The sequence below is a fragment of the Mongoliitalea daihaiensis genome, from assembly GCF_021596945.1.
In the GTDB taxonomy this organism is placed as follows: Bacteria; Bacteroidota; Bacteroidia; order Cytophagales; family Cyclobacteriaceae; genus Mongoliitalea; species Mongoliitalea daihaiensis.
This window is the reverse complement of sequence record NZ_CP063779.1, coordinates 2,667,004-2,692,598: the sequence shown is the minus strand read 5'-3', so window position 1 is coordinate 2,692,598 and position 25,595 is coordinate 2,667,004. Positions and strand designations below refer to the sequence as shown.

Here is a 25,595-nt window from a genome sequence, read left to right as displayed (position 1 = left end):
ACCTGCCAGTGGCAGGTCTTTTTTTTAACTTTTTGTTTACATTTCGATCACATTCGGATGATACTTTTTTCGGAGCTTTGATAGCGATGGACAAGATAAAGCTTCGAACATATTTTAGCAGTATTTTACAAAAGGAAGGGGAATGTGTACAAGTACTTCCTCTCAATCCCCTTACTTGTGAAGGGCTTGCTTGGGTAGAGTCTGGCTTGGCAAAAATCTATGGTACCAATGAAAAAGGCCTGAAAGTAAATACAGACTTGATTTTTGAACAGGAGTTCGTTTGGCTAACTGCTGAAAATTACCAATCGAATGATCTTTTCTTTTTGGAATGCATGAAAAATTCCAAACTTCGGTTCCTACCCATCAACAAACTTGATACCTCTGAGAGGGAGGCAATTCCTTCATTAATGCTTGAATTCTATCAGGATCGACTTCGGAGAATCCATCAGCAAAAGGTGAAAAATTTTGATTTGGAACTCCAAGAGCGGGTGTTTTTCTTATTGTTTGATTTTAGTTTACTCTATGGAAAAGAATCCTATTCCCATGTAAGCATTCCAAATTTCTTCACCCATGATGATTTAGCCAGTATCCTTAAAAACTGCCGTCAAAACATCACTGCCTGTTTGAATGACCTGAAGAAAAAAGGTATTATCAGCTATACCAGAAAAGAAATCACCATTTCTAAAGATCATCACGAACAAGCGATGAGAAAATATTACAAAGCTGTATCCTGATGGTCTATCAAACGTTGACCAGTTTCCATTTCCCCTTCTTAAATACCCACATACTGACCATCGCATGTACGGAGTGTGCGATCGTGATTGCCCAAAACACCCCGACGGCTCCCATGTTAAACGTATTCGCCAAAACATAAGCCAAGGGAAGTTGGAAAACCCACAATACTGCTAAGTTGATGATGGTTGGAGTGCGCGTATCCCCTGCCCCATTGAGGGATTGGGTCATGACCATACCATAAGCAAAAAAGACATACCCCAGGCAAATGATCGTCAAACCTAATCTTCCTACCTCAATTACGCCTGCTTCTTGATTGAAAATGGCAATAAAATAACCGGCACCAATGATAAATATCACGGAACAAACCCCCAGAAACAGGGCAGTAATATGTGCCGATAGCCAAGCTGAGCGCTCTGCCCTTCCCGGTTGCAAGGCTCCTAGATTTTGCCCAACCAACGTAGCGGCTGCATTAGAAAAACCAAAAGCAGGAAGCAAGACAAAGATGATTAGCCGTACGGCAATGGTGTAACCTGCCAAAGCCACTGAACCCGATTCAGAAATGATACGCATCAGGAAAATCCAGGAAGCCGATTCAATCAAGAACTGCCCCATACCACCCGATGCCACTTTTAAGATTGTCCAAATGGTCTTCCAATTCATCTGCAAACTCTCCCAATAAAAGCGGATGATAGACATGCCTTTAAACAGGACTACCAATTGAAAGACCACCCCCAAACTCCTTCCAATAGTGGTTGCCCAAGCAGCTCCTTCCAAGCCCAAGGCAGGAATAGGTCCCCATCCAAATATCAGCAAGGGATCCAAGACAATATTAAAACCATTGGCAATCCATAAGGCGCGCATGGCCAAGGCCGCATTACCAGCACCTCTGAAAATACCATTGATCAAAAAGAGCAGCATAATCGCGACATTGCCACCAAACACAACCTGCGTGTAACGATAGCCATCAGCGATCAATTCCTCCGATCCGCCCATCAAGCGCAACATCGTTTGGGCCTGCCAAACCCCTACCACAGCCATGGCAATCGCAAAAATGGAACAGACCATTATGGCCTGAAAGGCTGCTATAGAAGCTGCTTGTTGGTTTTTCTCCCCTATTCTTCTTGCCACAATAGCGGTAGCCGCCATACTCAAGCCTATGGCTATAGAGTAAATGATTGTCAACACCGATTCGGTCAATCCCACGGTAGCCACGGCATTGACTCCGAGTTTGCCAACAAAAAAGATGTCTACTACAGCAAATAGTGATTCCATCACCATCTCTAAAATCATGGGGATGGATAGATAGAAGATGGATTTTTTGATGCTGATGCTGGTATAATCTTCTTCTTTGCCTTGTACGGCTAATTTGAAATGATGTAGGAATTTACGGATCGTCATACGCTTAACGAATGGATAGAGTGAATCAATAAAAAAACCGGAGATTGCGTTATGACTTCATGGTGCAAAGGTGAAAAAAAAATACCGATTCATCCAAAAGCTGGGTATAAAAAATTGTTTTTCAGTGGATTTGAAATTGGGATTGGTAATTTTCGGGAAGAAGTTTTGATAATTATTGGACAGGTGATAATTTCGCAGTGAAGAGAAAAAAATCGCTTCCATCGGGGTGTGGCGCAGTCCGGTAGCGTACACGTCTGGGGGGCGTGTGGTCGCAGGTTCAAATCCTGTCACCCCGACTTGATTATCAGGGAGTTGCGAGAGATCGTGACTCTTTTTTTGTTTTGGACACCCAATTATTCTTTTGAAGGTTCGGATTTTATGGTTGAGTTTATCTCTAGTGTTAAGAACTATCAATCATGTAAACCTCGCCAAAAAGAAAAGTCTATCTTAGCATTCATTTCCTTTAACTTTAAAACATCTTACCCCCCACAAAAATCCCCATACTTTATCGTAGAGCGCTTATAATACTGAGTTTGATAAGAGGTACTCATTCCAAAAGAGTAGTTGACTCGAAGTTCCTGCTCGTCTTCGTCCATGAAAATCTCATAACTCCAGTCCAGATCGGTCTCATCTCTCAAAGCATACATACAATTGGTTTTCAGACAAAAAACCACTTGCTTTCAGACTTATGCATCAATCTTGTAAGAAACGTAACGTTTATCGGTGGGATTTTTTACACGAACAATCAGTTCTTTGCCCTTATCCCCCATATAAAAATCATTGACCCGATTGACCATACGGGAACGCTTGAGACGTTTAGAATCAATATTCTCAACGGCATCCACTCCCAAAAGTTGGTCCAAAGTATCCGTATCAAGCACTTCACCGGCATATTTCAAGATTTTTTGAATCAAGACTTCCATGTCATCTTCTTTGGAAATGATGATGGATTCTTGTTCCGAGCGTTTCCATTGCCTAAAGCCAATAAATAGCACTAATGAAACAATCACTAAACTATAAGCCAAATCTTTGGTTAAAAAGCTTCTGCTTTCCTGAATATCGGTGATCGTTAATTTCCCCACTTCTTTGGACTGTGATTTTAACCTATCCAAATCCAACATCACTGCTCTCCCGTTTGGGGATTGGTAAAAAATTTGGTTACCAATGATTTCATTGAAAGGAGAAAGAAACACATCTTCATTCTTTAGCGCTTCATAGAAATAAACTTTGCCAGTTTCTTTCTCTATGATATTCCAACCCAAATTTGGTTCATCTTGATTGGTAAGTACAAAATAGAGATAATCTTGTGTTTCTAAATAGCGAATATTGCTACTATTCTTTAAAGCAAAATTATCAAATCCATCTATTGCTATCAAAACCCGTTTCCACTCCTTACTTTCCCAATCCAAAAAGTACCCTTGATATTCTGGTTCAGATAACTCCCTTCTTGGATTGAAATAGGATCCAAATAGCGTGTAAATACCTTGAGAATTTGTAAAAATACCGTTTGTGAAATAATTCAAAGGTTGATTCTTGGTTTTGATAAACTCCCAAGACCCATGAAACTCATCAAACCACAACAAGTCCATGTGTGCGGACCAAAATCCATTACCTCCAATAAGATACGTTATCGAATCCCGTTGAAAAGGATAACTTCCGCAAGTATACCCCCTATTATAGAGCTTGTATTTAGAGTCTAAACCCTGTTCGGTTACTTTATACAAATCAAAAGCACAGCCTACAAAAACCTGCAAGTCATTTCCACTCAGAAAAAAATTATACCCACTTGGTTTTTGAGCATAAATAGCATCCAAAGAATCTAGCATACTTGCCGTAACCCTACCATCTAAAAAGGATGACTTATTTGATTTTTTCCAATCGTTGGTGGCGGTCCTCAAACTTGCATAAGGCATAGCAATACTAGCTATGCCAGTCAAAAGCACTAGTAGGATTACTCCTAGAAATCTTAGCATAACGGGCTGATGAAGGGTGTGTTCAGGAAGAAAGGTGGAGAGAATCCCTGACTTTCTCTCCCCTTGTCACCCGAAAAATAGAAAAAATTAATCTTTTAAAAAAAATGTTATACAAACATAATTTTTCCACCCTCAACTAAGTAAAAGAATCGTGTTTATCGTGAAACAACAGGTGTTTCATATCTGATACATATTTATTTTAGATTGTTAAAAAATTGATTATCAATAAATTAGCCCATAAAAACTTTTCTGCTATGAAAAAAGAATTTATGGGCTACATCAGGTGAAAAACAGCATTTACACCGCCAAATACCCCCCATCTACCGGGTAGTAGCCGCCTGTCATAAAGGATGATTTATCAGATGCAAGGAATAAAGCCAGCTCTGCAACTTCTTCTGCTTCTCCTAACCGGCCCAATGCATGCTTGGAAGCTAGAAAATCAATGGTTTCTTTCCCCATCGTTTCTTCATTGACTAGGCCTGTATAGATAAATGCAGGTCCGATGGAATTGATCCGAAGGTTTTGAGGACCATACTCCACTGCTGCTGCCTTGGTCAAGCCCACTACTCCATGCTTGGAGGCTACATAGGCCGGAGCGGTGGCAAATCCAACCTGACCTAAGATGGAAGCCATATTGATGATACTGCCGCCTCCTGTTTTCAGCATTTCAGGAATCTGAAAATGCATACCATAGAATACTCCGGAAAGATTGATATCAATCACTTGCCGCCAAGACTCTAGTGGATATTCTCCTGTCATGGCAGCAGCACCTCCAATACCTGCGTTGTTTACCGCGATATGCAAGGCGCCAAATTCCTGAACAGCAGCCTTTACCAAGGCTTCATTATCTTCCGGTTTGGAGGTGTCAGCATAGACAAAAATCGCTTGTCCTCCTGCCTCGCGAATAGCCTCCACTACTACATTCCCTTTATCCTCCACTATATCACTGACCACCACTTGGGCACCTTCTTTTGCAAATAGTTTGGCAATTGCTGCTCCAATGCCAGAACTCGCTCCGGTGATGATTGCTACTTTATTTTCTAAATTTTTCATATGGTTTGTTCGGGTTTAGTTTATTCTTAAGGTAGTCAATTTATTAAAAGCACCCTAATTTCTGGAAATACACGATTTTTTCAAAGAGTATATATCAAACCCCGACATGATTAATATCAGCTTTTTCAAAGAATAAAGAAGGTAAATTCGTATTCAAGAAATCAACCTTTAAGAAATCATGAAAACCCAAGTCCCTATAAAAAACATCATGACTACCCATGTTTTTTCAATCCAAGAAAATGGAGATTTGAATGAGGTCATCAACATGTTTAAAAAACACAAAGTTAGGCATGTCCCTGTACTGAGAGGAATGCAACTGGTTGGAATGATCAGCCGTACTGATATCAATCGCTTAAGCTTTGGTGCCTTATTCGAAAACCAAAGCAATGCAGATGAGACGGTGCTAGAAATGTTATCCATACCTGAAGTGATGACTTCAAAGCTCAAGGTAGCCCATGCAGAACAAAGCATTCAGGAGGTTGGACAAATCTTTACCACGGAAAAATTTCATATTCTTCCAGTGGTGGAAGATGGAAATTTGGTAGGTATCGTATCGACTACGGATATTATTCTCTACTTTCTACAAAACTGTCACTGCGAATAGCTGAAAAAACCATCAATCGGTCTTTGGAACAGCAGGAACAGCAACTGGTAGATGTTCGGATCTTGGCAGCCTTTCGTTGCGCCTCAGTGCCAGTATTGAATGGGCCCAAGTAATCTCGATCCAACATACTGGGAATATAAGGACACTCTTTTGTGTGAATCAAAAAACGACCTTTAAAATCTGGAATGGAAGAAACGTAAAAGAATTTCATAGTAAAAATGTTTAGTTAACAAATTTACGCTCTTTCGAACTTTTAAAAAATACCCTGATCAGGGTATTTTTTAGCTTCCATTTCGAATTTCTGACCTTCTCATTGGCATCCCATCGATTAACTTGAAAATAGTAGACCAGTCTAAGTTTGACTGATCAACGGCTTTTACTCCTCCGTCCAAGCCAATCAACAGCCATAAATCTTTGTTTGATTTTGGTACATATGCACGTTTCATTCGTTCCCATTCACTAGGATGTAAGGATTTCCCAGCATTGGATATCGATACATCCCCATACACCCAATAAAGAACTTTTCGCTCCTTTAATGCAGAAATTTGTGCGTTTGATGGTTCTTCCCAAGTAGCCGCCTCTCCTGGAAAATATAAGACCACCCGATTCTTCCACTGCAAATCCTTCAATAGGACAGAATCTTGTGATTGTACCATTCCAAACATCCACCAAACTATTCCAACAACGATTAGTGACATATCATTCGCCTTTCCTTCTTAATTCGATTACCGTAATCTCAGGCCAAATCCCTACTCGTCCTGAAAATGCATGGAAGCCAAAACCTCTGTTGACATAAAGATATCGTCCTTTAGATTCCGAAAGTCCTGCCCAATTCGGGTATCGGTACTGTACCGGACTCCATCGAAATAGGGGTGTTTCTATCCCAAATTGCATCCCATGCGTATGTCCTGATAGGGTCAAGTGAATGGGCATCACATGGTTTTTGACCTCCGCCTCCCAATGGGAAGGATCATGGGAAAGGAGGATTTTAAAATCATCGGATTCCACCCCTTCCAAAGCCTTATTTAAATCACCTTGTGTTTTGAATCCCAGGCCCCAGTTTTCTACACCCATTAAAACAATATGCTGCCCCTCTTTTTCAATCTTGACATGTGTATCATTGAGAAGCTTCCAACCCAATTTAGCATGATTCGCTTGAAGTCGCTCGAAATTTTGCTTTTTTGCAGCTGCATTTTCCCAACTTACATAATCTCCATAATCGTGATTTCCTATGATCGAAAACTGTCCATAAGGGGTTTTGATTTGAGCAAAATTGGGGATAAAAGGTTCAATTTCATCAGCCTTATGATTGACCAAATCACCCGTAAATACAAATAGATCTGCCTTTTGCAGTTTAACCAACTCAATACCTTTTTGAATTCCCTGATCATCTTTGAAACTTCCCGAATGAATATCAGAAATCTGAACAACCCGAAAACCATCAAAGGCTGCTGGTAAATCATCGAAATATAAAATTTCTTCTTTCACCTGGTAATTGAACTTCCCATATTTGATCCCATAGACAAAGGAAAAAAAAGGGACCGTAGCCAGCATAATAGCCACTAGAGAAACCCATTTATTGCGTGAAGGAAAAGGGATTCCCTGAAATCCTCCCGACACATATTGAAATCCTGCTTGGAGATTTCTGAGTACATCCTCCCCAAAAAGCACTAAAATACACACCATCTGGGTAACCATAATGGTGAGAAATATATTCATCACCGTCTGAATATCGGCCGTAATTTCACCCATGCGAAATACTTTCAAAAACGTGAGAATCAACCACACCGATAGCCCCTGAAAGATGATCCAATAAACGATTGAGATGATGGTTCGATTTTTTTCCTCTGCAACAGAAAGACTTAAGGTCTTAATTGCCTGAAAAACATACCAATTAAGAAAGGTTGCAAATAAAAAGACTGCGGCAAGAAAGATAGCCGCCCCGAATGTGTTCATGTATCAATAGTTGGTTCTAACCTATTATACATTTATAAAGTAAAATATGTTCATTTGGTTGTCATAGAAACAAAAGTTTCCAAGCTACTGGTAGCCACTCCGCCAAAAGTACCAATTAATGGTGCCGCACGTTCAAAATCTGCACTGCACGCAAGTGGGACGTAATGATGATCAGTCAACAACCCTAAACTAGGATCTAATCCAATCCAACCTGCTCCAGGTAAAAAAACCTCCGCCCATGCATGCAATTCATGTCCTTCTTCCAATTCCGGATTGAAAGCATATCCGCTGATAAATCTGGCTGCGAAACCTAGGGAGCGAAGCATTTGTATGAGCATCCAAGCAAGGTCTCTGCATGAACCAAACTTATTACTGAAAGTCAATTCCGCAGGCCAAACTCCCTCTTCTTGTCTTACCTCGTACTTCCAATCAGCATGTAATTTTTCAACCAAGTTGACAAGAAAAGTGACGATACTATCAGCGCCTCCAAGCATGCGTAAGGAAAAATCTTTGACCGCAGCAGGCAATGCATCAATCGCCAAATAGTGGTTTAAAAAAAGGAAGTCCTTAGATTCATAGGAAATACCTGTTTTGGTAAACACAAATGATGGCTTCACAATAAAACCAAAGGGATTGATTTCTTGCAGGGTCAATTCGTAGGCTACCTCCACATGGAATTGTTTAGTAGCCCCTTCAAACCAAGCCTGATAATGCAAATTATTTTCAATATCCAAGCGGGTATGCAATCCTACTGGATGAGGCGTGATCGTGATTTGTTGTTGATCTACCGTATAGTAACTTCTAAATTGCGGGATGAGGTTGATTACTTGAACACTCAGCTGAACGGCTTGATCGTATGTGTAAGAGGTCGTATGCTGAATGTTTAGTTTCATCAGGTTGCAGCTTTTTCTTGATTTTCAAAAATTTTCATCAACACTTCTGCCGGTAAGGCCCGAATACCTTCTTTGATGCGGTCATTCCAAAATTCTGATATATGCTCCAGTTCTTTTTTGTCAAATCGCTTTTCAACGATGTGGTACTGATCATTTTCAAGGTATACCGTATCGATTGGGAAATCGACATCATTTGCTGAGATACGGGTGGCATCAAAAGCCAAAAAAGCACATTTCAAAGCATACTCCAAAGAATCTTCGTATGTCAGCGAGCGTCTTAAGACAGGGTTTCCTGCACCTGTATTCCCAATGGAAACAAAGGGTGTTCCTCTTCTGATTTCAATCCAATTACCTTGCGGGTATAATAAGTAAAGTTTCGGTGTTTTATCATCTTCCAACTGCCCCCCGATAATGGAAAACAAGTTAAAGGATAAGCCTCCTGCTTCCAAAAACGCTTGATCTTCCTTTGCTACTCGCTTCACCTGATTCCCAAACTCATTTACCGCTTTGTAAAGTTTGGTGAATTCTTGGTCTTGCTCTTCTATAACTTCTGAAAAATAAGTAATGGCCTTATCTCTCACCGAGCGGAGTCCCGATGTCATGATGAAAAAGGAATGTTTGTCACGGTTGACAGTAAATACCTTCTTGGATGTAGTCGTTTCTGTGCCTGAAGTAATGCGGGTATCTGAAAGCCCAATAATTCCAAATTTGGTTTTGATTCCTAAGCAAAAGGTCATTCTTGTACTGAATTTTGAATGCTAAAGTTATCCTTTATTTGGAAGAAGTTATCATTAATGCGATTAGAAATCTGATTTATTTTTATTTGAAGTTGATCGATGTATTCATGTAAACCTACTTCGATGATCTCCTCTACATCTGTAAATTCTAATTTTGAACGGAGTTCACCGACAGATTTTTCTGCAGAATTTCTAAATCCTGTTTCTTTATTTCCTGAAATATTGTGCAAGCACCTTTCAGCCTCTTTAATACAGAAAAAAACAGATCTTGGAAAAAACTTATTGAGCAGCAAAAATTCCACTACAGCAGAGGGTTCTATATTTCCATAGAGCCTTCGGTAGGTATTAAATGCTGTGACAGATTTTAGCAGCGCTGTCCAGTGAAGAAAATCCAGAGGCGTTCCTACCCAGTTAGGAGAAGGGAGCAACATGTGGTATTTCACATCCACCATTCGGCTTGTTTTGTCTGCACGTTCCAAAAACATCCCCAATTGACGGAAATGCCAGCCTTCTGTTCGGGCTACTGTACTGTCTGCCAATCCGTATAACAACAAAATTTGATTTTTGATACTTTCAAAAAATACTCTTGGATCTTCTTTTCCGAGCTCTTTTTTCTCAGCGCGTTTTTTCACGAAATGGTAGAGCTCGTTTAACTTTTCCCAAGTTTCTTTGGTAAGATTTTCACGAATTACGCGTGCATTTTCACGAGCGTAACTGATGGATGAAAATATTGAATTCGGGTTGTCCTCATCAAAAGTCAGGAAATATATGACGGACTTTCGATCAAACTGATTGGATTTTTTCAAATACAGTTCATGATCACCTGTGGCATAAACCAAGGGCTCCCATTGTGCCTTTAGATCCTGAGGAAGGTCCAACATCAAATTAAAATTCACATCCAAAAACCGCGCATAGTTTTCAGCTCTTTCCAGATATCTACCTAGCCAATAAATGGAGTTTCCTACTCTACTTAACATGATTGAAATTTTAAATTATACCGTTAAAAATTATTTAAATTGATGGGGTATTTCCTTCATCGCTGTAAAGAACCCAAGTATCCTTGCTTCCTCCACCTTGTGAACTATTGACAACCAAGGACCCTTTTTTCAAAGCAACGCGAGTCAGCGCACCCGGGATTACTTCAATATCTTCTCCATACAAAATGTACGGTCGGAGATCTACGTGTCTTGGCTCTAAACCATCCTCGGTCCATGTAGGAACAGTTGAAAGAGAAAGGGTGGGTTGTGCGATGTAATTTGTAGGATTGTCCTTAATCAACTGTCTGAACTTGGCATGTTCCTCTTGAGTGGATTTAGGACCTATCAACATACCATAACCACCGGCTGCGTTGGTTTCTTTGACCACTAAATCTTCGATATGGTCCAACACATATTGACGATCTTTTTCTTCCCTACAGAGATAGGTTGGGACATTATTCAAGATAGGTTCTTCTCCCAAGTAATACTTGATTAATCTTGGCACGTAAGCATATACCGCCTTATCATCTGCGATTCCTGTACCGGGCGCATTTGCCAAGGCAATATTTCCTGCTTTGTAGGCCTCAAAGATCCCAGGAACGCCCAAAAGTGAGTGTGGATTGAAAGTCAACGGATCTAAAAACGTATCATCAATTCTCCTGTAAAGCACATCAATTTGCTCTAATCCTTTGGTGGTTTGCATATAGACCTTTTTCCCTTTGGTAATAAGATCGACACCAGACACCAATTCTACCCCCATTTGCAAGGCTAGGTAGGAATGCTCAAAATAGGCGGAATTATATATACCGGGTGTTAATACCCCTACTACTGGTCTATCCTTATTGGAAATGAATTGAAGCATTTTCAACAGTTTGGCAGGATAATCCGATACAGGCATCACTCCTAGCTTATTGAACAAGTCTGGATAGGCTGTTTTGATAATTTCTCTACTCTCCAGCATGTAGGAAACACCTGAAGGACAGCGCAGATTATCTTCCAAAATATAGTATTCTCCATCTTTATCCTTGACAAGGTCTGTCCCTGTGATGTGGCACCATATATCTTTGGGAGGTATCAATCCCTGACAAGCTTTTAAGTAGTCTTTACTACCCAAAATCAAATCCTTCGGGATAATTTTATCCTTTAACGCTTTCTGATCATTATACATGTCATGTATAAACAAATTCAATGCATAGATCCGTTGTTTTAATCCAGCCTCTAAATGCTTCCATTCCGCATGTGCAATAATTCTTGGAACAATATCTAAGTGAAGAATTTTTTCAACTCCCTGATTGTCGTGGTACACATTAAAAGTCATGCCCATGGCCACCTGAGTTTTGTTAGCGGAGTGTTGAAGGTGCGCCATCTTCTTTGCACTGGTTTTTTTCAAAATCTCTAAAAAATCACAGTAATGTGGTCTACAAGCTCCGTCACTTGAAAACATTTCATCGTAAAACCCCTTTGGGTGGTATAAATTAGTATCCATATTTCAAAAATTTGTAATTTTAACTACAGAATTTTGAATATAATGGATTTTAATAAATCAACAAAATTTAGCCAGCCTTCAAAAGTGACCGAATAAAATCAATTTTGTTGAAGTCCAATGGCTTGGAAAAATAATCCACTACAGAAGGAAAGCTCTCAGCTCTTTCCTTATCTTGAAGGGATATGGATGAGGTAAGCATGATTACTTTGAATGCAGCGGAAGTGTTAGACTTCTCCAATGCAGCTAATAATTGAAAGCCGTCCATTACAGGCATGTTGATATCCAATAATACAACAGCACTACGATTTGGCACACTGGCAAATGTTTGCATATACTCCAATGCTGCTTGAGGTTTTGTGAATGTATGCAGCTGAATACCTTCATTTAAAACTTCCGACTTTTGCAATAAACTTTTGGAAATTAAGATAGCTAAGGGATCATCATCTACTAGGATGATGGTATCAATTATCATATGGAAGCTCAATTTTGATGGTTGTACCTAAATTTACTTGACTGTCAATGGATATAATGCCACCCATGTACTCTATAATATTCTTTACAAAGAAAAGACCAAACCCTTTACTCCCAGAAATTTCATGGTTTGTTTGATACAAGCGAAATAATTTGGAAGGATCAGGATCTATTTCCATTCCAAGGCCATTATCCGTAATTTTTATTACAAATACCCTTTCATTTTTGGGGCATACAAAGGCTTCCACCAAAACATCCAAATCCCGTTGAGGGTCCTTATAGTCAATGGCATTGGTCAATAACTTAACAAAAACACTTTGTAAATACGATCGGTTAAGCAAAACATTCATCTCTTGATCGCAAGCAATGGTAAGCTTAGCTTTTGTAGAACCGAAGAGTGGGAAGCTTTCTTCAACGATTGAATTGATAAAACTTTTCAATTCAATGCGCTCTTTCTGATTATTTTCAACGTTATTAATTGCTAAAGCTTCAATGATCTTGTGTAATAATTTGTCCAGGTTACTGACTGTTTGATTCATGAATTGTATGTACTCTGCTTTTTCAGTAGAATCTTCAGCAAATTCCAATAATACCAATAGCCCTTTCAAATTACTTACTTGAGACCGGATATTATGGGAAGTAATGTTACTGAACTCAATTAATTTGTTATTCAGAAACCCAGAAAAATGTGACAACTGCTGCAGTCGTGAACTTTTTTCTTCCAATTCAGAAATATCACACCCCAAACAAAGGATTTCTGCGCCCATATTATTATCGGAACCTTGACAGCGAAAATCCCAAATACCTACCAATATTTCTCCTGTTTTGGAAACTGAGCGAAATTTAACTTTAAAAATCTTACCCGGAGAAGCTATTGCTTTTTTAATTGTCTCAAGACATAATTCTCGATCACCCTCATGGATGATGTCCAAAGCCTGATGACCTATAAGAGAGCTCCCACTTTTGATAAACTTCTCTTCATAAAAGGTATTGTAAAATGTGATTTCGCCTTCTAAATTAGTCTTAAAAATAAAGAAGGATTGATTATTAACTAAACCATCCAAATATCTATTTTTACTTTCGATATCGCTCACCTTTTCTTTGAGTGCCTGCACTAGCAAAATGTCTTCAGTTACATCTTGAGCACTGCCTGTCAGTCTTACGACTTGATCTTCATGTTCTACTGGCTCCGCATATACCTTCAGCCATTTTTGACTTCCATTAAATGTAGTTATGGAATATATATTCGTTAAAGGCGTATGGGAATATATACTTCTTGTACAATTTTTTACAATCTGAGACCATGTATCTACACTAAAACACTTTTTAAGCTCCAGCTCAGAAAGCGTCGCATCAGAAGGAAAATTGAGTATTTTTTTAAAATTAGAAGTTACAAGCAACTCCCGATTCAACAAATCAAATTCCCATGCTCCAAGGTCACTTACACGCTCTAATTTATGAATTAGCTTATTTTGTTTGTTGATTTCTTGTTGAGAGAGAATGTGTTTGGTTTCATCATGGATAAACACTAAGAAAAGATCAGCTTCTCTTTTATAAGTAATCTTGAAGATCTTTTGCAGTTTTTTAGCTTCAAATAAATACGTTCCTTCTTCTCTACCCTTGTCAAAAACAAGTGCTTTCAGTTTAGCAAAAAATTCATCCAAGTGATTGATTTTTAGATGAGAAACGTCTTCACTTTCAAAATCCCCAAATGAAATAACGGTGTCATAAGGCATTTCAAACAAAGTGTTATTTGTCGGCCACCAATGGAGCTTTTGTTTAGCAAGATTGATTATCAAACCACCTACCCCACCTAAAACTGCTGACATCTCAGTAAAAGAGCGCCAAACCTCCAAGGCTTGTTTCTCTTTTTCCAATTGAAAGGTCTTTCTTCGCAATTCAAGCATTTGCCTAACTTGTTCAGCCTGATTTTTCAAGAAGTCTATTTGAAAGTCTTTCAAAGACCGGGGCTGTTTGTCCATGACGCATACCGTACCTAGGAGTATATTGGAGGCTGAATAAATAGCCGCACCAGCGTAAAACTTAATACCAAATTCCATTAATGCTGGATGGTTTTCAAAATACGGATCTGAAGAAAGGTCAGGAATTATGAGTATATCAAGATCAGTACCCACCAACTCTTTGCAAAGTGAATATTCCATAGGAGTTTCCACAAGATCTAATCCAGTGGATGCCTTAAACCATTGCCGATGATTGTCCAAAAAAACGACTAAGCCTACCTCACAACCAGTAAACGCGGTAGAAATTTCAGTGATTTTATCAAAAAACACTTCCTTCTCCGAATCCAAAATTCTATACAACTTTAACTCGTCTGCTATTTTCTTCATTTTTTCGAATTCGAAATGCACTATTTTTCATTGAAAAATTACTGACAATCGATTTTAAATATAGGAAAAAAACAGCTTAGATTAGATGAAAAAAAAGAAAAAGATCAATGCCTCTGCGAAGATCAATAACTGTGAAAGAACTATGTTAAGTTTTGTAGCTTGTAAAGTATTTTTCATCTTGCATAACAAAGTCTCCTTTATTCTAAATGATCATCCATGGAATCGAATTTCCCCAAAAAACTCTTCATCTTATTTTCAATTGGTCTATTCTACTTTCCGGCTTGTTCAGAAAGGCATGGCAATGTCATATCAGAGGCAGATCATGTACAAGAGATCGAAGAATGGGTAAATGAAAGGACCGCTTCCCTAAAAAAGGAAAATGGTTGGCTAAACCTGATCGGCTTACATTGGATAACAGCAGACACTACCCGCATGGGCAGTTCAGAAGAAAATGATTTTACAATCAAAAGTGACAGTTTTCCAAGCTCTCTAGGCTATTTTGTTAAAGAAGAATCTGAACTTGTATTTTATCCCCAAACTGAAGGTATCTACAGTGTAGATCAGCAGGTCTCTTCACCTATAAGCGTATTTTCTGAAAAACAAGAGGAATCTGCCAAGCCTCTTTCCTTTCAATCTTTCCGATGGACGATCATCAAGAGAGGAGATGCACTCGGTATCCGTCTACGTGATTTAGAGGCTCCAGCCGTTAAAGAATTTAAAGAAATTGATAGGTTTCCTACCAACCTCACTTGGAGACTCCAAGGAACCTTCACTCCATACATACCTGTGAAAGAAATAGTGATCACCAACGTAGTTGGGCAAACCAGTGTAAACCTTTCTCCTGGATTTGTAAGTTTTGAAAAAGATGGAAAAAGCTATCAACTCGATGCTTTAGATGCAGGTTCACAACTATACCTCATTCTTGCAGATGCCAGCAGTGGACTGCAGACTTATGGTGGAGGAAGATATCTTTATATAGAAAAACCAAACCAGGATCGCAATGATGTTGTTATTGATTTCAATAAAGCTTACAATCCACCTTGTGTTTTTACTCCATATGCCACTTGCCCGCTTCCACCCAAACAAAACATCTTGGATGTATACATAGAGGCTGGTGAAAAATATACTGAAAAATGAAATCATTACGTGCACAGAATCACCCTTTAGCTAATTCAGCTGCCGAGTTGGACCTCTTAGAAAATAGTGAATACCCCTATTCATTTCAAGAAAAATTACAAGAATCAGATCTTTTTCCATTACAGCCTATAAGTCTAGATGTTTTGCAAATCAACGTAGGCAAAATGTGTAATCAAGTATGTAAACACTGCCATGTAGATGCTGGACCTGATCGAAAAGAAATCATGGATCAAGAAATCATGAAAGCATGTTTAAACGTGATTGCATCTGAAAAAATTAAATCCATAGATTTAACAGGTGGAGCTCCGGAGATGAACCCTCATTTCAGATGGTTTGTCAGTCAAATCCGACAAATCAATCCAAGTGTAGAAATCATTGTTCGCTGTAACTTGACTATCATCGTGGCAAATCCAAAGTTCAATGATTTGCCAGCATTTTTTAAAGAAAATAACATCACGGTAGTCTCTTCCCTCCCTTACTTCACCGCTTTGAAAACAAATGCGCAAAGAGGTGATGGGGTTTTTGAAAAATCTATCGAAGCACTTCACATGCTCAACGAAGTAGGTTATGGGAAAGAAGGTACAGGCTTGATATTAAACTTGGTGTACAATCCTTCTGGGGCATTTCTCCCTGGATCGCAAGCAGGATTGGAAGCAGAATTTAAAAAGAAGTTAGAGAAATTGTATGGCATTGAATTTAATTCACTTTTCACCATTACCAACTTACCAATTTCCCGCTTTTTGGAATTTTTGGTAAGAAGTGGCAATTATGAATCCTACATGGAAAAGTTAATAGAGTCCTATAATCCTTTGGCTGCATCACAAGTCATGTGTAGAAGCATGATTTCTGTGGGGTGGGATGGTCAGCTTTATGATTGCGATTTCAATCAAATGCTGGAATTACCAGTCGCTACTCAACAAAGCCGTCACATCAAAGACTGGAACAGACAAACTCTATTAGACCGGGAAATTATTGTAAATCAACATTGCTTTGGCTGTACAGCAGGAGCAGGTTCGAGTTGCGGCGGGGCCACTTCCTAATTTCTTGATGAAACAGGCGGTGATCGTATTTCAAAAGGCATTGGTTTTGGGCGAAGTCAAGACGAGACTAGCAAAATCGGTAGGTGCAGAAAAAGCGCTTGAAATTTATCAGGCCTTGATCACTCATACCCATCAAACCATTCAAACCTTGGGAGACACCTCAATTTTCATCTATCAAAATAAATTTCTCCTCGGTACTGCTGTCAATGCTCCTTCTAATTTCCAGCTGAAACTTCAACATGGAAATGATTTAGGGGATAAAATGAAACACGCTTTTGAAGAGGTATTTAACTTGGGTTTTGAAAAAGTACTGATTATTGGCACTGACTGTCTTGCTATTCGGAAGCATCATTTGAAAGCAGCCTTTGATTATTTGGACACCCATACATGCGTCATTGGGCCAGCAAAAGATGGGGGATACTACTTATTGGGACTCACACAATTGACTCCACAGCTTTTTCAGAACATAGCATGGAGCACCTCCACTGTGTATGAACAAACCACAACCATACTTGAAGACTTAAATCGCTCATTTACTTGTATTGAAACCTTGTCTGACATAGATACCGCAGATGATTGGCATATGGCAAACCTCTAAAAATTTACAAATTATCTAGCAGGAGCCTTTTTTCTTCAGCCGTGAAATAAAAAAAGCTGAAGCAATCCACGGAATTATATTTTTTAGACAACTACAAAAACATGGCCTGCCAAATTATTATCTTGAAAAAGATAAATCTTTATTTTTTAGATTTTGCAATTATCCAAACGATATTTCTACTTCAAATAAAAACTTGTCAGATTTTTTTGGTAATCCGCAAAAGGAAACTAATTTTAATGAATTCCAGCTAGCTAATTTGTATATGAAACAAGAATATTTTAAGTGGTACTCTCCGACTGTTCATCGAGATGTTGAAATGTTGGTTTTTGGGCACAAAGGGTATCCAGTGATATTATTTCCTACGTCTATGGGTTCATTCCATGAAAACCGTGATATGGGACTGATTGAGTCAGCCCGTTGGTATATTGAGCAAGGATTGATTCAGATATTTTGTCCAGACTCTAGCGACCGCGCTAGCTTTTACAATAAACATATACATCCACATGAGCGGATTCAAAATCATGTCAGGTATGATAAAATGATCTGTCATGATATTGTAGAGCGGGTACGTTTAAATACAGGCTCAGGTAAAGTTGTGATGGCTGGCTGCAGTTTTGGTGGCTATCATGCGGCCAATTTTGCCTTCAGACATCCTGGATATGTCAGTCACATGTTTTCAATGTCAGGGGCTTTTGAAATCCGAAGTTTTATGGATGGATATCAGCATGAAGATATCTTTTACAACTCTCCTTTAGAATACCTCAAAGGATTGAATGACCATGAACTTTGGAAAATGGACATCGTATTGGGAACCTCCAACTGGGATATTTGCTTTGATGCCAACATCAAACTTTCAGATGTACTAGAGTCTAGAGGGGTGGGTCATTGGTTGGACGTCAGAAGAGATAAACAGCACGATTGGCCTGTATGGAAGGAGATGTTTCCTCATTATTTATCAAGAATCAAATTCAATTAACTCATATGAAAAAGATCGGAATCTTATTTGGCATGGAAGATACTTTTCCCCATGCATTTGTAGAACGGGTAAATCAAAAAGCCGAAAAAGGCATCATTGCAGAGCCTGTATCAATTGATAAAGTAGTCCAAAATCAGTTAACAGAATACGCAGTAATTATTGATCGTATTTCACAAGATGTTCCCTTTTACAGAGCATATCTAAAAAATGCAGCATTGACAGGTACAGCTGTCATCAACAATCCATTTTGGTGGAGTGCCGACGACAAGTTTTTCAACAATGCTTTGGCAGATAAACTAGGTGTTCCTTTGCCTAACACTGTAATTTTACCTTCGGCTGAGCATCCGACAGACACCACTGCAAAATCTTTCCGTAACTTAAAAATGCCTTTAGATTGGGAAGCTATCTTTGATTATGTGGGATTCCCCGCGTACATGAAACCATATGCTGGCGGAGGTTGGAAAAACGTATATCGCTTGGAAAATAAGGAAGAATTTTTCCATAAACACCGAGAAACTGGGCAGCTTGTCATGCTTCTTCAAGAGGAAATCGTATTTGAGGAGTACTTCAGGGTTTATTGTCTAGGTGGTAAAGCTGTAAGAATAATGGAGTATGAGCCAAGAAACCCGCATCACTTACGCTATGTGGTAGACAGGCCGCCATCCTCCAAAAAATTACTAGCCAAAGTCAAAGAATATACAATCGCCTTATGTCAAGGGTTAGGCTACGACTTCAATACAGTGGAATTTGCTGTCAAAGACGGAATTCCTTATGCGATCGATTTTGGCAATCCAGCACCTGATGCAGACATCAACTCTGTGGGGCAGGAAAATTTTGAATGGGTGGTGGAAGAGGCTGCAAAGATGGCGATAGCCTATGCCAAAGCTCAAAAGCCCGGTAAGATTAATTTGACTTGGGGCACCTTTATGAAAGATGCTGTAAGTAACGCAAAACGTTTTTAACATATGAAAAAATTACCCGTTTTTACCCTTGGAGTAGAAGAGGAATATCAGATAATCGACCCTCAAACCCGTGATCTTCGCTCACATATGTCCAAAATTGTGGATGGAGCTAAGATTTTTTTGAAAGAACAAGTCAAAGCTGAAATGCATCAGTCAGTGGTAGAAGTGGGTACGAATATTTGCCAAAATGTCCACGATGCTAGAAAAGAGGTGGCTTTTCTTCGTAAAAAAATCGTCGATTTGGCAGCCGAACAGGGGTTGGTTGTGGGTGCCTCAGGCACCCACCCTTTCTCCAAATGGCAGGATCAACCCATTACCGATGATCCCCGCTATCACATGATTGTCAATGAGCTGCAAGATACAGCCCGATCCAACTTAATTTTTGGGTTGCATGTACACGTGGGAATAGAAAATCGTGAGATCGCGCTTCAAATCATGAATCAGGCTTGCTACTTCCTGCCTCATATTTATGCCTTGACCACTAACTCCCCCTTCTGGGAAGGTAGAAATACTGGGTTTAAGGCCTTCCGCGCGCATGTTTTTGCTAAATTTCCACGTACAGGACTACCAGAGTATTTTGACTCGGTGCAATCCTACGACAATTTCTTGGAGACGCTTGTAAAAACCAATTGCATTGACAATCCAAAGAAAATATGGTGGGACCTACGCATGCACCCTTTCTTTAGCACTATTGAATTTAGGATTTGTGACATGTGCCTTACAGTGGATGAAACCATGTGTGTGGTGGCATTGATACAAGCAGTCGTTGCTAAATTGTACAAGATGCACTTGATGAATACCAGTTTCAATGTCTACCGCATCGCACTGATTCGGGAAAATAAATTTCGGGCAGCGCGCTATGGCACGGATGGTATGATGATTGACTTTGGACAGCGAAAAGAAGTGCCTTACAAGGAATTGATGATGGAGCTACTTGATTTTGTGGATGATGTAGTAGATGAATTGGGAAGTAGAGACGAAATCAATTATATCCATAAAATACTCCATGAAGGTACCGGAGCAGATAAGCAATTGAAAATCTTTGAAGAAACCCAAGATCTATCAAAGGTAGTAGACTTCATCGTAGGGGAATTTTCCAAAAACATTTAATGCAGTGGCTGTCTTTGAAAGCGAAAATAATTGACTTCAAATACAAGAGCTTTGAAAGACAGCCACTTGGATTAATTTTCGTACCTTTGCGCTCCCAAACAAAAAAATCATGCAAGAAAAAATAAACGTAGCCATCCTAGACATGTATGACGGCGAGCCCAATCAAGGAATGCGCTGTATTCAGGATATTTTAGGACGTTTTTCTTCTCAAATATTCTGTACTACATACAATGTAAGGCAATTGGCGCAAATCCCTGACATCGCTGCTTATGATCTTTACATTTCCTCGGGAGGTCCTGGAAACCCCTTAGAAGGGGATGGTATTTGGGATGTGAAATACTATGCCTTGCTTGATCAGCTATATGAATGGAACAAACAGCAGGAACAAAAAAAGTACGTACTGTTTATTTGCCATTCTTATCAAATGGCCATTCATCACTTTGGACTTGCTGAGATTACGAAGCGTAAATCTACCTCCTTTGGCGTAATGACCATCCACAAAACAGAGGCAGGAATGAATGATCCTTTGTTCGAAAATTTGGATAATCCCTTTTGGGCCGTCGATAGCAGAGACTATCAAATCGTACAGCCCCATCATAAAAAATTCAAAGCAATGGGTGCTAAAATCATTGCTTTGGAAAAAATCAGGACGCACGTAGAATATGAGCGTGCAATTATGGCGGTTCGGTTTTCTCCTGAAATGGTAGGAACCCAGTTTCACCCAGAAGCAGACCCCGAAAGCTTTCATGCACATTTAAGAAAGCCCGAAGTACGAGAAAAAATCATCCACATGCGTGGAAGGGCACGTTACCTGAAAATGCTTGAGCATCTAGTGGAAGAAAATACCATATACAAGACTAACGAAACCTTAATTCCTAACTTCATTCGTCAGTCTTTGGAACTTATCCAACAACAGCATACACTTACCCATTCATAGTATTTATGATCAGTCAGCACAGACAATTTTTCAATCAACAGTTTAGTCAAGAAAAATACCAAGCCATGCTCCAAAGCATTGCAGCAGATTTTGACTATATGCCTACTTTCCGAATTGCGGAAACTCCTTTTTTTATCACCAATGAATTGAAAGCACAAGTAGAAGAGGCTTGTCAACAGGTCATTGATTTTATCAAAAGGCCCGACTTCAATGAGCTGACACAAAAGGCTATAGATGTAAACTTTGATGTTCCCAACCAAGATGCACACACCCAATTTTTAGCCATCGATTTTGGAATCTGTGAGGAAAACGGGAAAATTATCCCTAAACTTATTGAAGTTCAGGGATTTCCATCCATCTTCAATTTTCAATTTAATTTATTTAAAAAAATTCAGCAGACCTACCCTTTTTTATCAGATTTCACACCCTATCTGAGTGGGCTAGATGAAAACAGCTATTTTGAAAAAGTAAAGGAGACGATTTTAAATGGCCATCAAGCGCAAGAAGTAATCTTATTGGAAATAGAGCCTGAAAAGCAAAACACCAAAATTGATTTTTATTACTGCAAAAAGGATTTGAATATCCCTTACATCTGTGTGACAGAAATCGAAAAAGAGGGCAATAAACTATTTTACACAAGCGACTCAGGTGAGAAAATTCAAATCAAACGCATTTACAATCGGGTCATTTTTGATGAATTGATGGCGAGAAAAGATTTGGATATGAGTTTTTCATTTTTTGAGGAACTTGATGTGGAATGGGCTGGCCACCCCAATTGGTTTGCCCGTATCAGCAAATTTATTTTACCATACCTTAAAGGCCCCTATTTCAACGATACAGTACTCCTCTCAGATTTGAAGGAAATTCCAGAAGATTTGGAAAACTACGTACTCAAACCCTTGTTTTCATTTTCAGGTAGCGGCGTGATTTTTCATGTGACCAAGGAAGACGTACTAGCCGTGGAGGAAAAAGATTTATACATTTTACAAAAGAAAGCCACCTACAAACCAATTATCCAAGCGATTGAAGGGCACGTGAAAGCAGAACTACGCATTTTGGCTGTTTGGCCAGAAAAGGATGAATCCCCTACCCTTATGGGAAATCTGGTACGCTTGAGCAGAGGAGAGATGATCGGTGTCAAATTTAACAAAGATAAAGATTGGGTTGGCGGTACGATTGGCCTTTTTGCCAAATAAGCAGTTCATCCTACTTTTCTATCGTTTTACATTCGCTACACCAAAAAACCTTTTTTAAATGACGAATGTCACTTTTTTTTCTATAACATTTTGATAGCTTTAAGGTTGGATTCATTCTATCCACTTATAAAAGCTAAACATGATAATTGGAATTCTTAAAGAGCCAACAGGAGAAGCGCGTGTTGCTTTCCTCCCAGAGGCAGTGAAAACGCTCCTTGATTGGAAACTGGAAGTGTGGCTGGAAACAGGAGCAGGACTTGGAGCTTTTTGTCCCGATGAGTTATACACAAGTCTAGGTGTATCAATTAAAAGTAGGGAGGAGCTTCTTCAACAAGCTGATCTGATTTGTGGAATTCAGCCCATAGCTAAAGAGGAGATTGCACAAACCAAGACTGACTCAGTGTTATTCGGTCAGATGGATGCGCTTTTCAATGACGCTTTGACTGGCTACCTGTTGCAAGCTAAGAAGACTGCCTTCAGCATGGAATTGGTGCCACGAACGACTAGAGCTCAGTCCATGGATGTACTCTCTTCTATGGCAACCGTTATTGGATATAAAGCAGTGCTGCTAGCCGCGAATATGCTTCCACGCTTCTTCCCCATGTTTATGACTGCAGCAGGAAGCATTACGCCCGCCCGAATATTGATTTTGGGAGCAGGAGTTGCAGGTTTACAGGCCATCGCTACCGCTCGAAGATTGGGTGCAAATGTGTTTGCCTTTGACGTAAGACAAGCAGCCAAAGAAGAAGTGCTTTCCTTGGGCGCCAAATTTGTAGATGTGGAAGGCGCTACCGAAGATAAAGGTGCTGGAGGTTACGCAGTCGAACAGAGTGAAGCCTATTTACAAAAGCAAAAAGATACCATTCACGAGTATGCCCTGAAATCAGATATCATAATCACTACAGCACAAATTCCCGGAAGAAAAGCCCCTCAATTAGTCGAAGAGCGTACTGTACGTGCCATGAAACCAGGATCTGTCATTATTGACTTGGCTGCGAGTTCTGGAGGAAATTGTGCACTTTCTCAACCCGATCAGACCATTGATGTGGAGGGTGTGCGCATTGTAGGAGTTAGCAACTTAGCTGCCGACATGCCTCAAGATGCCAGCAAGATGTATGGCAAAAATTACTTGAATTTTTTAAAACTCATCATCAAAGACGGTGAGTTGAACCTTAATTTCGAAGATGACATCGTACAAGGCACCTGTGTTTGTCACCAAGGCGAGGCTATCAGCCCCCGCATCATCCAACGTTTAAATCCCTAACTTATGGAAACAGTCTTTCAATTTATAGGTGAAAACATGGAAATGGTATATTTCCTTGTATTAGCCATTTTATTGGGCGTGGAAGTCATTTCCAATGTCCCTGCAATTTTACACACTCCCCTGATGTCTGGCGCAAATGCCATCCACGGGGTAGTGGTCGTCGGCGCTATCATCGTCATGTTGCAAGCATCCCCAGATAATTACCTCGCCTTAGGAGTAGGATTCCTAGCTGTGATTGTAGGGACGTTGAATGTAATAGGTGGCTTTGTAGTGACCGACAGAATGTTAGAGATGTTTAAGAAAAAGCCTAAAAAATCATGATCCAACTAACATTCTTAGAGATAGCGTATTTGATTGCCTCTCTGACATTTATCATAGGACTCAAAATGCTGTCTCATCCCGATTCTGCAAGAAAAGGAAATTTGATAGCGGCTGCTGGTATGTTGCTAGCCATCGTAGTCACCTTGACTTTGTATCAAGATTTCGATAGTAGCAAATTAGTAAATTATGGGTTGATTTTTGGCGGCTTAGTCATCGGAACGGTCATCGGAACAATGATGGCTCAAAAAGTTCAAATGACTGCGATGCCTCAAATGGTATCTTTCTTCAACGGCATGGGCGGGGCCTGTGCGGCTTTGATTGCGATCATCGAATATCAGCATCATCAAGACAGTACAGTTACTGGTTTTGATGGAGAATTGCTTGTCATGCTCTTAGGCTTATTGATTGGTTCTGTTTCTTTCTCCGGCTCTCTAATTGCTTATGGCAAATTAGAAGGTAAAATCAAGGATAAGGTCTTGCCATTCAATCAAGCCGTGAACATGACTTTACTTCTATCCATTGTATTATTGATAGTTTACCAACTCGTCATAGGCTCAAATCCGTTGATCTTTTATGCGGTTTTGGTCTTAGCCTTGGTGTATGGTATCCTATTTGTCATGCCAATTGGTGGAGCAGATATGCCGGTAGTGATCTCCTTACTCAATTCTTTCACGGGGATGGCAGCTGCATTTGGAGGATTCTTGTATGGAAACAAAGCCATGCTGACCGGTGGTATCTTGGTGGGTTCAGCGGGGACCATCTTAACTATCTTGATGTGCAATGCTATGAATCGATCCCTGACCAACGTATTGCTGGGTGCTTTTGGAGGTGGATCAAAAGGAGCCGCTAAAACAGGCAGTGGGGATCAAACCGTCCGTGAAATTTCTATTTCGGATACGGCTGTACTCTTATCTTATTCACAACAAGTAGTCATTGTGCCTGGCTATGGCCTGGCAGTTGCGCAGGCGCAGCACATCTGCCATGAATTGGAGAAATTGCTGGAAGAAAAGGGGGTAGAAGTAAACTATGCGATCCATCCGGTAGCAGGAAGAATGCCTGGTCATATGAACGTATTGTTGGCAGAAGCCGATGTGCCCTATGAGCGCATGCAGGAAATGGAAGAAATCAACGACAAGTTTGCCAATACAGATGTAGTCGTAGTCATAGGTGCCAACGATGTAGTAAATCCCGCTGCTAAAAATGATCCTAGTTCTCCTATTTATGGAATGCCGATCTTAGAGGTAGAGCAAGCCAAAAATGTGATCATCATGAAGAGGGGTATGGCCGCTGGCTATGCTGGGATTGAAAATGAGCTGTTTTTCTATCCCAAAACAAAAATGCTTTTTGGAGATGCCAAGGCTACTCTTCAGAAGTTGACAGCCGAAGTCAAGGAGATTTAAACCAAATAGAGCTTGATGGGTTA

26 protein-coding genes and 1 tRNA gene are annotated in these 25,595 nt (G+C 39.8%); 14 read left to right on the top strand and 13 right to left on the bottom strand.

Annotation, left to right across the window (positions count from 1 at the left end):
* The first annotated feature begins 32 nt into the window (after positions 1-32).
* On the top strand, positions 33-734 hold the full coding sequence (locus IPZ59_RS11340; protein WP_236136162.1) for a Crp/Fnr family transcriptional regulator: 702 nt from the start codon (positions 33-35) through the stop codon (positions 732-734).
* A gap of 7 nt (positions 735-741) precedes the next feature.
* Here IPZ59_RS11340 and IPZ59_RS11335 read toward each other — a convergent pair whose 3' ends face one another.
* The gene (locus IPZ59_RS11335) at positions 742-2,133 is read right to left on the bottom strand and encodes an MATE family efflux transporter (protein ID WP_236136161.1); all 1,392 of its coding nucleotides are present in this window, start codon (positions 2,131-2,133) and stop codon (positions 742-744) included.
* A gap of 222 nt (positions 2,134-2,355) precedes the next feature.
* Between IPZ59_RS11335 and IPZ59_RS11330 the strand changes: the two genes are divergently transcribed.
* Positions 2,356-2,429, top strand: a tRNA-Pro gene (locus IPZ59_RS11330).
* A gap of 183 nt (positions 2,430-2,612) precedes the next feature.
* Here IPZ59_RS11330 and IPZ59_RS11325 read toward each other — a convergent pair.
* The 3 genes from IPZ59_RS11325 to IPZ59_RS11315 form a co-directional block, all read right to left on the bottom strand.
* Positions 2,613-2,780, bottom strand: coding sequence for a hypothetical protein (locus tag IPZ59_RS11325; protein ID WP_236136160.1), 168 nt, complete (start codon positions 2,778-2,780; stop codon positions 2,613-2,615).
* A gap of 39 nt (positions 2,781-2,819) precedes the next feature.
* On the bottom strand, positions 2,820-4,106 hold the full coding sequence (locus tag IPZ59_RS11320; protein WP_236136159.1) for a hypothetical protein: 1,287 nt from the start codon (positions 4,104-4,106) through the stop codon (positions 2,820-2,822).
* Positions 4,107-4,403: 297 nt separating this feature from the next.
* Positions 4,404-5,159 carry an SDR family NAD(P)-dependent oxidoreductase gene (locus IPZ59_RS11315; RefSeq protein ID WP_236136158.1) on the bottom strand — a complete coding sequence of 252 codons (756 nt, stop codon included), beginning with the start codon at positions 5,157-5,159 and terminating at the stop codon, positions 4,404-4,406.
* A 178-nt stretch (positions 5,160-5,337) separates the two neighbouring features.
* Between IPZ59_RS11315 and IPZ59_RS11310 the strand changes: the two genes are divergently transcribed.
* Entirely contained in the window at positions 5,338-5,763 is a 426-nt protein-coding gene (locus IPZ59_RS11310; RefSeq protein ID WP_236136157.1) for a CBS domain-containing protein, read from the top strand.
* Here IPZ59_RS11310 and IPZ59_RS11305 read toward each other — a convergent pair.
* The 9 genes from IPZ59_RS11305 to IPZ59_RS11265 all read right to left on the bottom strand — a co-directional run bounded on the left by IPZ59_RS11305 (position 5,726) and on the right by IPZ59_RS11265 (position 14,631).
* Positions 5,726-5,974: a hypothetical protein gene (locus IPZ59_RS11305; protein ID WP_236136156.1), complete on the bottom strand. Its 249-nt coding sequence runs from the start codon at positions 5,972-5,974 to the stop codon at positions 5,726-5,728. The genes IPZ59_RS11310 and IPZ59_RS11305 overlap by 38 nt on opposite strands.
* Before the next feature lie 70 nt (positions 5,975-6,044).
* Positions 6,045-6,461 carry a DUF4174 domain-containing protein gene (locus tag IPZ59_RS11300; protein ID WP_236136155.1) on the bottom strand — a complete coding sequence of 139 codons (417 nt, stop codon included), beginning with the start codon at positions 6,459-6,461 and terminating at the stop codon, positions 6,045-6,047.
* Position 6,462: 1 nt separating this feature from the next.
* Entirely contained in the window at positions 6,463-7,719 is a 1,257-nt protein-coding gene (locus tag IPZ59_RS11295; RefSeq protein WP_236136154.1) for a metallophosphoesterase, read from the bottom strand.
* Between the two features lie 50 nt (positions 7,720-7,769).
* The gene (locus IPZ59_RS11290) at positions 7,770-8,612 is read right to left on the bottom strand and encodes a transglutaminase family protein (protein ID WP_236136153.1); all 843 of its coding nucleotides are present in this window, start codon (positions 8,610-8,612) and stop codon (positions 7,770-7,772) included.
* Positions 8,612-9,349 carry a peptidase gene (locus IPZ59_RS11285; protein ID WP_236136152.1) on the bottom strand — a complete coding sequence of 246 codons (738 nt, stop codon included), beginning with the start codon at positions 9,347-9,349 and terminating at the stop codon, positions 8,612-8,614. Before IPZ59_RS11285 ends, IPZ59_RS11290 begins: the two co-directional genes overlap by 1 nt.
* Positions 9,346-10,326, bottom strand: coding sequence for an alpha-E domain-containing protein (locus tag IPZ59_RS11280; protein WP_236136151.1), 981 nt, complete (start codon positions 10,324-10,326; stop codon positions 9,346-9,348). Before IPZ59_RS11280 ends, IPZ59_RS11285 begins: the two co-directional genes overlap by 4 nt.
* Before the next feature lie 34 nt (positions 10,327-10,360).
* Positions 10,361-11,812 carry a circularly permuted type 2 ATP-grasp protein gene (locus IPZ59_RS11275; protein WP_236136150.1) on the bottom strand — a complete coding sequence of 484 codons (1,452 nt, stop codon included), beginning with the start codon at positions 11,810-11,812 and terminating at the stop codon, positions 10,361-10,363.
* A gap of 67 nt (positions 11,813-11,879) precedes the next feature.
* Positions 11,880-12,284, bottom strand: coding sequence for a response regulator (locus tag IPZ59_RS11270; protein ID WP_236136149.1), 405 nt, complete (start codon positions 12,282-12,284; stop codon positions 11,880-11,882).
* A complete protein-coding gene (locus IPZ59_RS11265; RefSeq protein ID WP_236136148.1) occupies positions 12,274-14,631 on the bottom strand; it encodes a sensor histidine kinase in 2,358 nt (785 codons plus the stop codon). The genes IPZ59_RS11270 and IPZ59_RS11265 overlap by 11 nt, the downstream gene beginning before the upstream one ends.
* A gap of 216 nt (positions 14,632-14,847) precedes the next feature.
* Between IPZ59_RS11265 and IPZ59_RS11260 the strand changes: the two genes are divergently transcribed.
* The 11 genes from IPZ59_RS11260 to IPZ59_RS11210 all read left to right on the top strand — a co-directional run bounded on the left by IPZ59_RS11260 (position 14,848) and on the right by IPZ59_RS11210 (position 25,572).
* Positions 14,848-15,768, top strand: a complete 921-nt coding sequence (locus tag IPZ59_RS11260) for a DUF1684 domain-containing protein (protein WP_236136147.1) — start codon at positions 14,848-14,850, stop codon at positions 15,766-15,768.
* Positions 15,765-16,808, top strand: coding sequence for an arsenosugar biosynthesis radical SAM (seleno)protein ArsS (arsS, locus tag IPZ59_RS11255; protein WP_236136146.1), 1,044 nt, complete (start codon positions 15,765-15,767; stop codon positions 16,806-16,808). The genes IPZ59_RS11260 and arsS overlap by 4 nt, the downstream gene beginning before the upstream one ends.
* Complete coding sequence (locus IPZ59_RS11250; protein WP_236136145.1) at positions 16,759-17,406, top strand: TIGR04282 family arsenosugar biosynthesis glycosyltransferase; 648 nt, start codon at positions 16,759-16,761, stop codon at positions 17,404-17,406. Before arsS ends, IPZ59_RS11250 begins: the two co-directional genes overlap by 50 nt.
* 262 nt (positions 17,407-17,668) lie before the next feature.
* Positions 17,669-18,382 (top strand): esterase family protein, encoded by a 714-nt coding sequence (locus IPZ59_RS11245; RefSeq protein ID WP_236136144.1) that lies wholly within the window; start codon positions 17,669-17,671, stop codon positions 18,380-18,382.
* 5 nt (positions 18,383-18,387) lie between these two features.
* Positions 18,388-19,344 carry an ATP-grasp domain-containing protein gene (locus tag IPZ59_RS11240; RefSeq protein ID WP_236136143.1) on the top strand — a complete coding sequence of 319 codons (957 nt, stop codon included), beginning with the start codon at positions 18,388-18,390 and terminating at the stop codon, positions 19,342-19,344.
* 3 nt (positions 19,345-19,347) lie between these two features.
* Positions 19,348-20,454: a carboxylate-amine ligase gene (locus tag IPZ59_RS11235; RefSeq protein ID WP_236136142.1), complete on the top strand. Its 1,107-nt coding sequence runs from the start codon at positions 19,348-19,350 to the stop codon at positions 20,452-20,454.
* A gap of 109 nt (positions 20,455-20,563) precedes the next feature.
* The gene (locus IPZ59_RS11230; RefSeq protein WP_236136141.1) at positions 20,564-21,391 is read left to right on the top strand and encodes a type 1 glutamine amidotransferase; all 828 of its coding nucleotides are present in this window, start codon (positions 20,564-20,566) and stop codon (positions 21,389-21,391) included.
* 5 nt (positions 21,392-21,396) lie between these two features.
* Positions 21,397-22,587, top strand: coding sequence for a hypothetical protein (locus IPZ59_RS11225; protein ID WP_236136140.1), 1,191 nt, complete (start codon positions 21,397-21,399; stop codon positions 22,585-22,587).
* 139 nt (positions 22,588-22,726) lie between these two features.
* Entirely contained in the window at positions 22,727-23,851 is a 1,125-nt protein-coding gene (locus IPZ59_RS11220) for an NAD(P) transhydrogenase subunit alpha (RefSeq protein ID WP_236136139.1), read from the top strand.
* Positions 23,852-23,854: 3 nt separating this feature from the next.
* Positions 23,855-24,172, top strand: coding sequence for an NAD(P) transhydrogenase subunit alpha (locus IPZ59_RS11215; RefSeq protein WP_236136138.1), 318 nt, complete (start codon positions 23,855-23,857; stop codon positions 24,170-24,172).
* Positions 24,172-25,572, top strand: coding sequence for an NAD(P)(+) transhydrogenase (Re/Si-specific) subunit beta (locus IPZ59_RS11210; RefSeq protein WP_236139803.1), 1,401 nt, complete (start codon positions 24,172-24,174; stop codon positions 25,570-25,572). Before IPZ59_RS11215 ends, IPZ59_RS11210 begins: the two co-directional genes overlap by 1 nt.
* Positions 25,573-25,595: the final 23 nt, after the last annotated feature.

Bases quoted from the DNA above. Each gene is read 5' to 3' on its own strand.
- IPZ59_RS11335 (WP_236136161.1), bottom strand. From the start codon at position 2,133: ATGACGATCCGTAAATTCCTACATCATTTCAAATTAGCCGTACAAGGC.
- IPZ59_RS11325 (WP_236136160.1), bottom strand. From the start codon at position 2,780: ATGTATGCTTTGAGAGATGAGACCGATCTGGACTGGAGTTATGAGATT.
- IPZ59_RS11320 (WP_236136159.1), bottom strand. From the start codon at position 4,106: ATGCTAAGATTTCTAGGAGTAATCCTACTAGTGCTTTTGACTGGCATA.
- IPZ59_RS11315 (WP_236136158.1), bottom strand. From the start codon at position 5,159: ATGAAAAATTTAGAAAATAAAGTAGCAATCATCACCGGAGCGAGTTCT.
- IPZ59_RS11310 (WP_236136157.1), top strand. From the start codon at position 5,338: ATGAAAACCCAAGTCCCTATAAAAAACATCATGACTACCCATGTTTTT.
- IPZ59_RS11305 (WP_236136156.1), bottom strand. From the start codon at position 5,974: ATGAAATTCTTTTACGTTTCTTCCATTCCAGATTTTAAAGGTCGTTTT.
- IPZ59_RS11300 (WP_236136155.1), bottom strand. From the start codon at position 6,461: ATGTCACTAATCGTTGTTGGAATAGTTTGGTGGATGTTTGGAATGGTA.
- IPZ59_RS11295 (WP_236136154.1), bottom strand. From the start codon at position 7,719: ATGAACACATTCGGGGCGGCTATCTTTCTTGCCGCAGTCTTTTTATTT.
- IPZ59_RS11290 (WP_236136153.1), bottom strand. From the start codon at position 8,612: ATGAAACTAAACATTCAGCATACGACCTCTTACACATACGATCAAGCC.
- IPZ59_RS11285 (WP_236136152.1), bottom strand. From the start codon at position 9,349: ATGACCTTTTGCTTAGGAATCAAAACCAAATTTGGAATTATTGGGCTT.
- IPZ59_RS11280 (WP_236136151.1), bottom strand. From the start codon at position 10,326: ATGTTAAGTAGAGTAGGAAACTCCATTTATTGGCTAGGTAGATATCTG.
- IPZ59_RS11275 (WP_236136150.1), bottom strand. From the start codon at position 11,812: ATGGATACTAATTTATACCACCCAAAGGGGTTTTACGATGAAATGTTT.
- IPZ59_RS11270 (WP_236136149.1), bottom strand. From the start codon at position 12,284: ATGATAATTGATACCATCATCCTAGTAGATGATGATCCCTTAGCTATC.
- IPZ59_RS11265 (WP_236136148.1), bottom strand. From the start codon at position 14,631: ATGAAGAAAATAGCAGACGAGTTAAAGTTGTATAGAATTTTGGATTCG.
- IPZ59_RS11260 (WP_236136147.1), top strand. From the start codon at position 14,848: ATGGAATCGAATTTCCCCAAAAAACTCTTCATCTTATTTTCAATTGGT.
- arsS (WP_236136146.1), top strand. From the start codon at position 15,765: ATGAAATCATTACGTGCACAGAATCACCCTTTAGCTAATTCAGCTGCC.
- IPZ59_RS11245 (WP_236136144.1), top strand. From the start codon at position 17,669: ATGAAACAAGAATATTTTAAGTGGTACTCTCCGACTGTTCATCGAGAT.
- IPZ59_RS11240 (WP_236136143.1), top strand. From the start codon at position 18,388: ATGAAAAAGATCGGAATCTTATTTGGCATGGAAGATACTTTTCCCCAT.
- IPZ59_RS11235 (WP_236136142.1), top strand. From the start codon at position 19,348: ATGAAAAAATTACCCGTTTTTACCCTTGGAGTAGAAGAGGAATATCAG.
- IPZ59_RS11230 (WP_236136141.1), top strand. From the start codon at position 20,564: ATGCAAGAAAAAATAAACGTAGCCATCCTAGACATGTATGACGGCGAG.
- IPZ59_RS11225 (WP_236136140.1), top strand. From the start codon at position 21,397: ATGATCAGTCAGCACAGACAATTTTTCAATCAACAGTTTAGTCAAGAA.
- IPZ59_RS11220 (WP_236136139.1), top strand. From the start codon at position 22,727: ATGATAATTGGAATTCTTAAAGAGCCAACAGGAGAAGCGCGTGTTGCT.
- IPZ59_RS11215 (WP_236136138.1), top strand. From the start codon at position 23,855: ATGGAAACAGTCTTTCAATTTATAGGTGAAAACATGGAAATGGTATAT.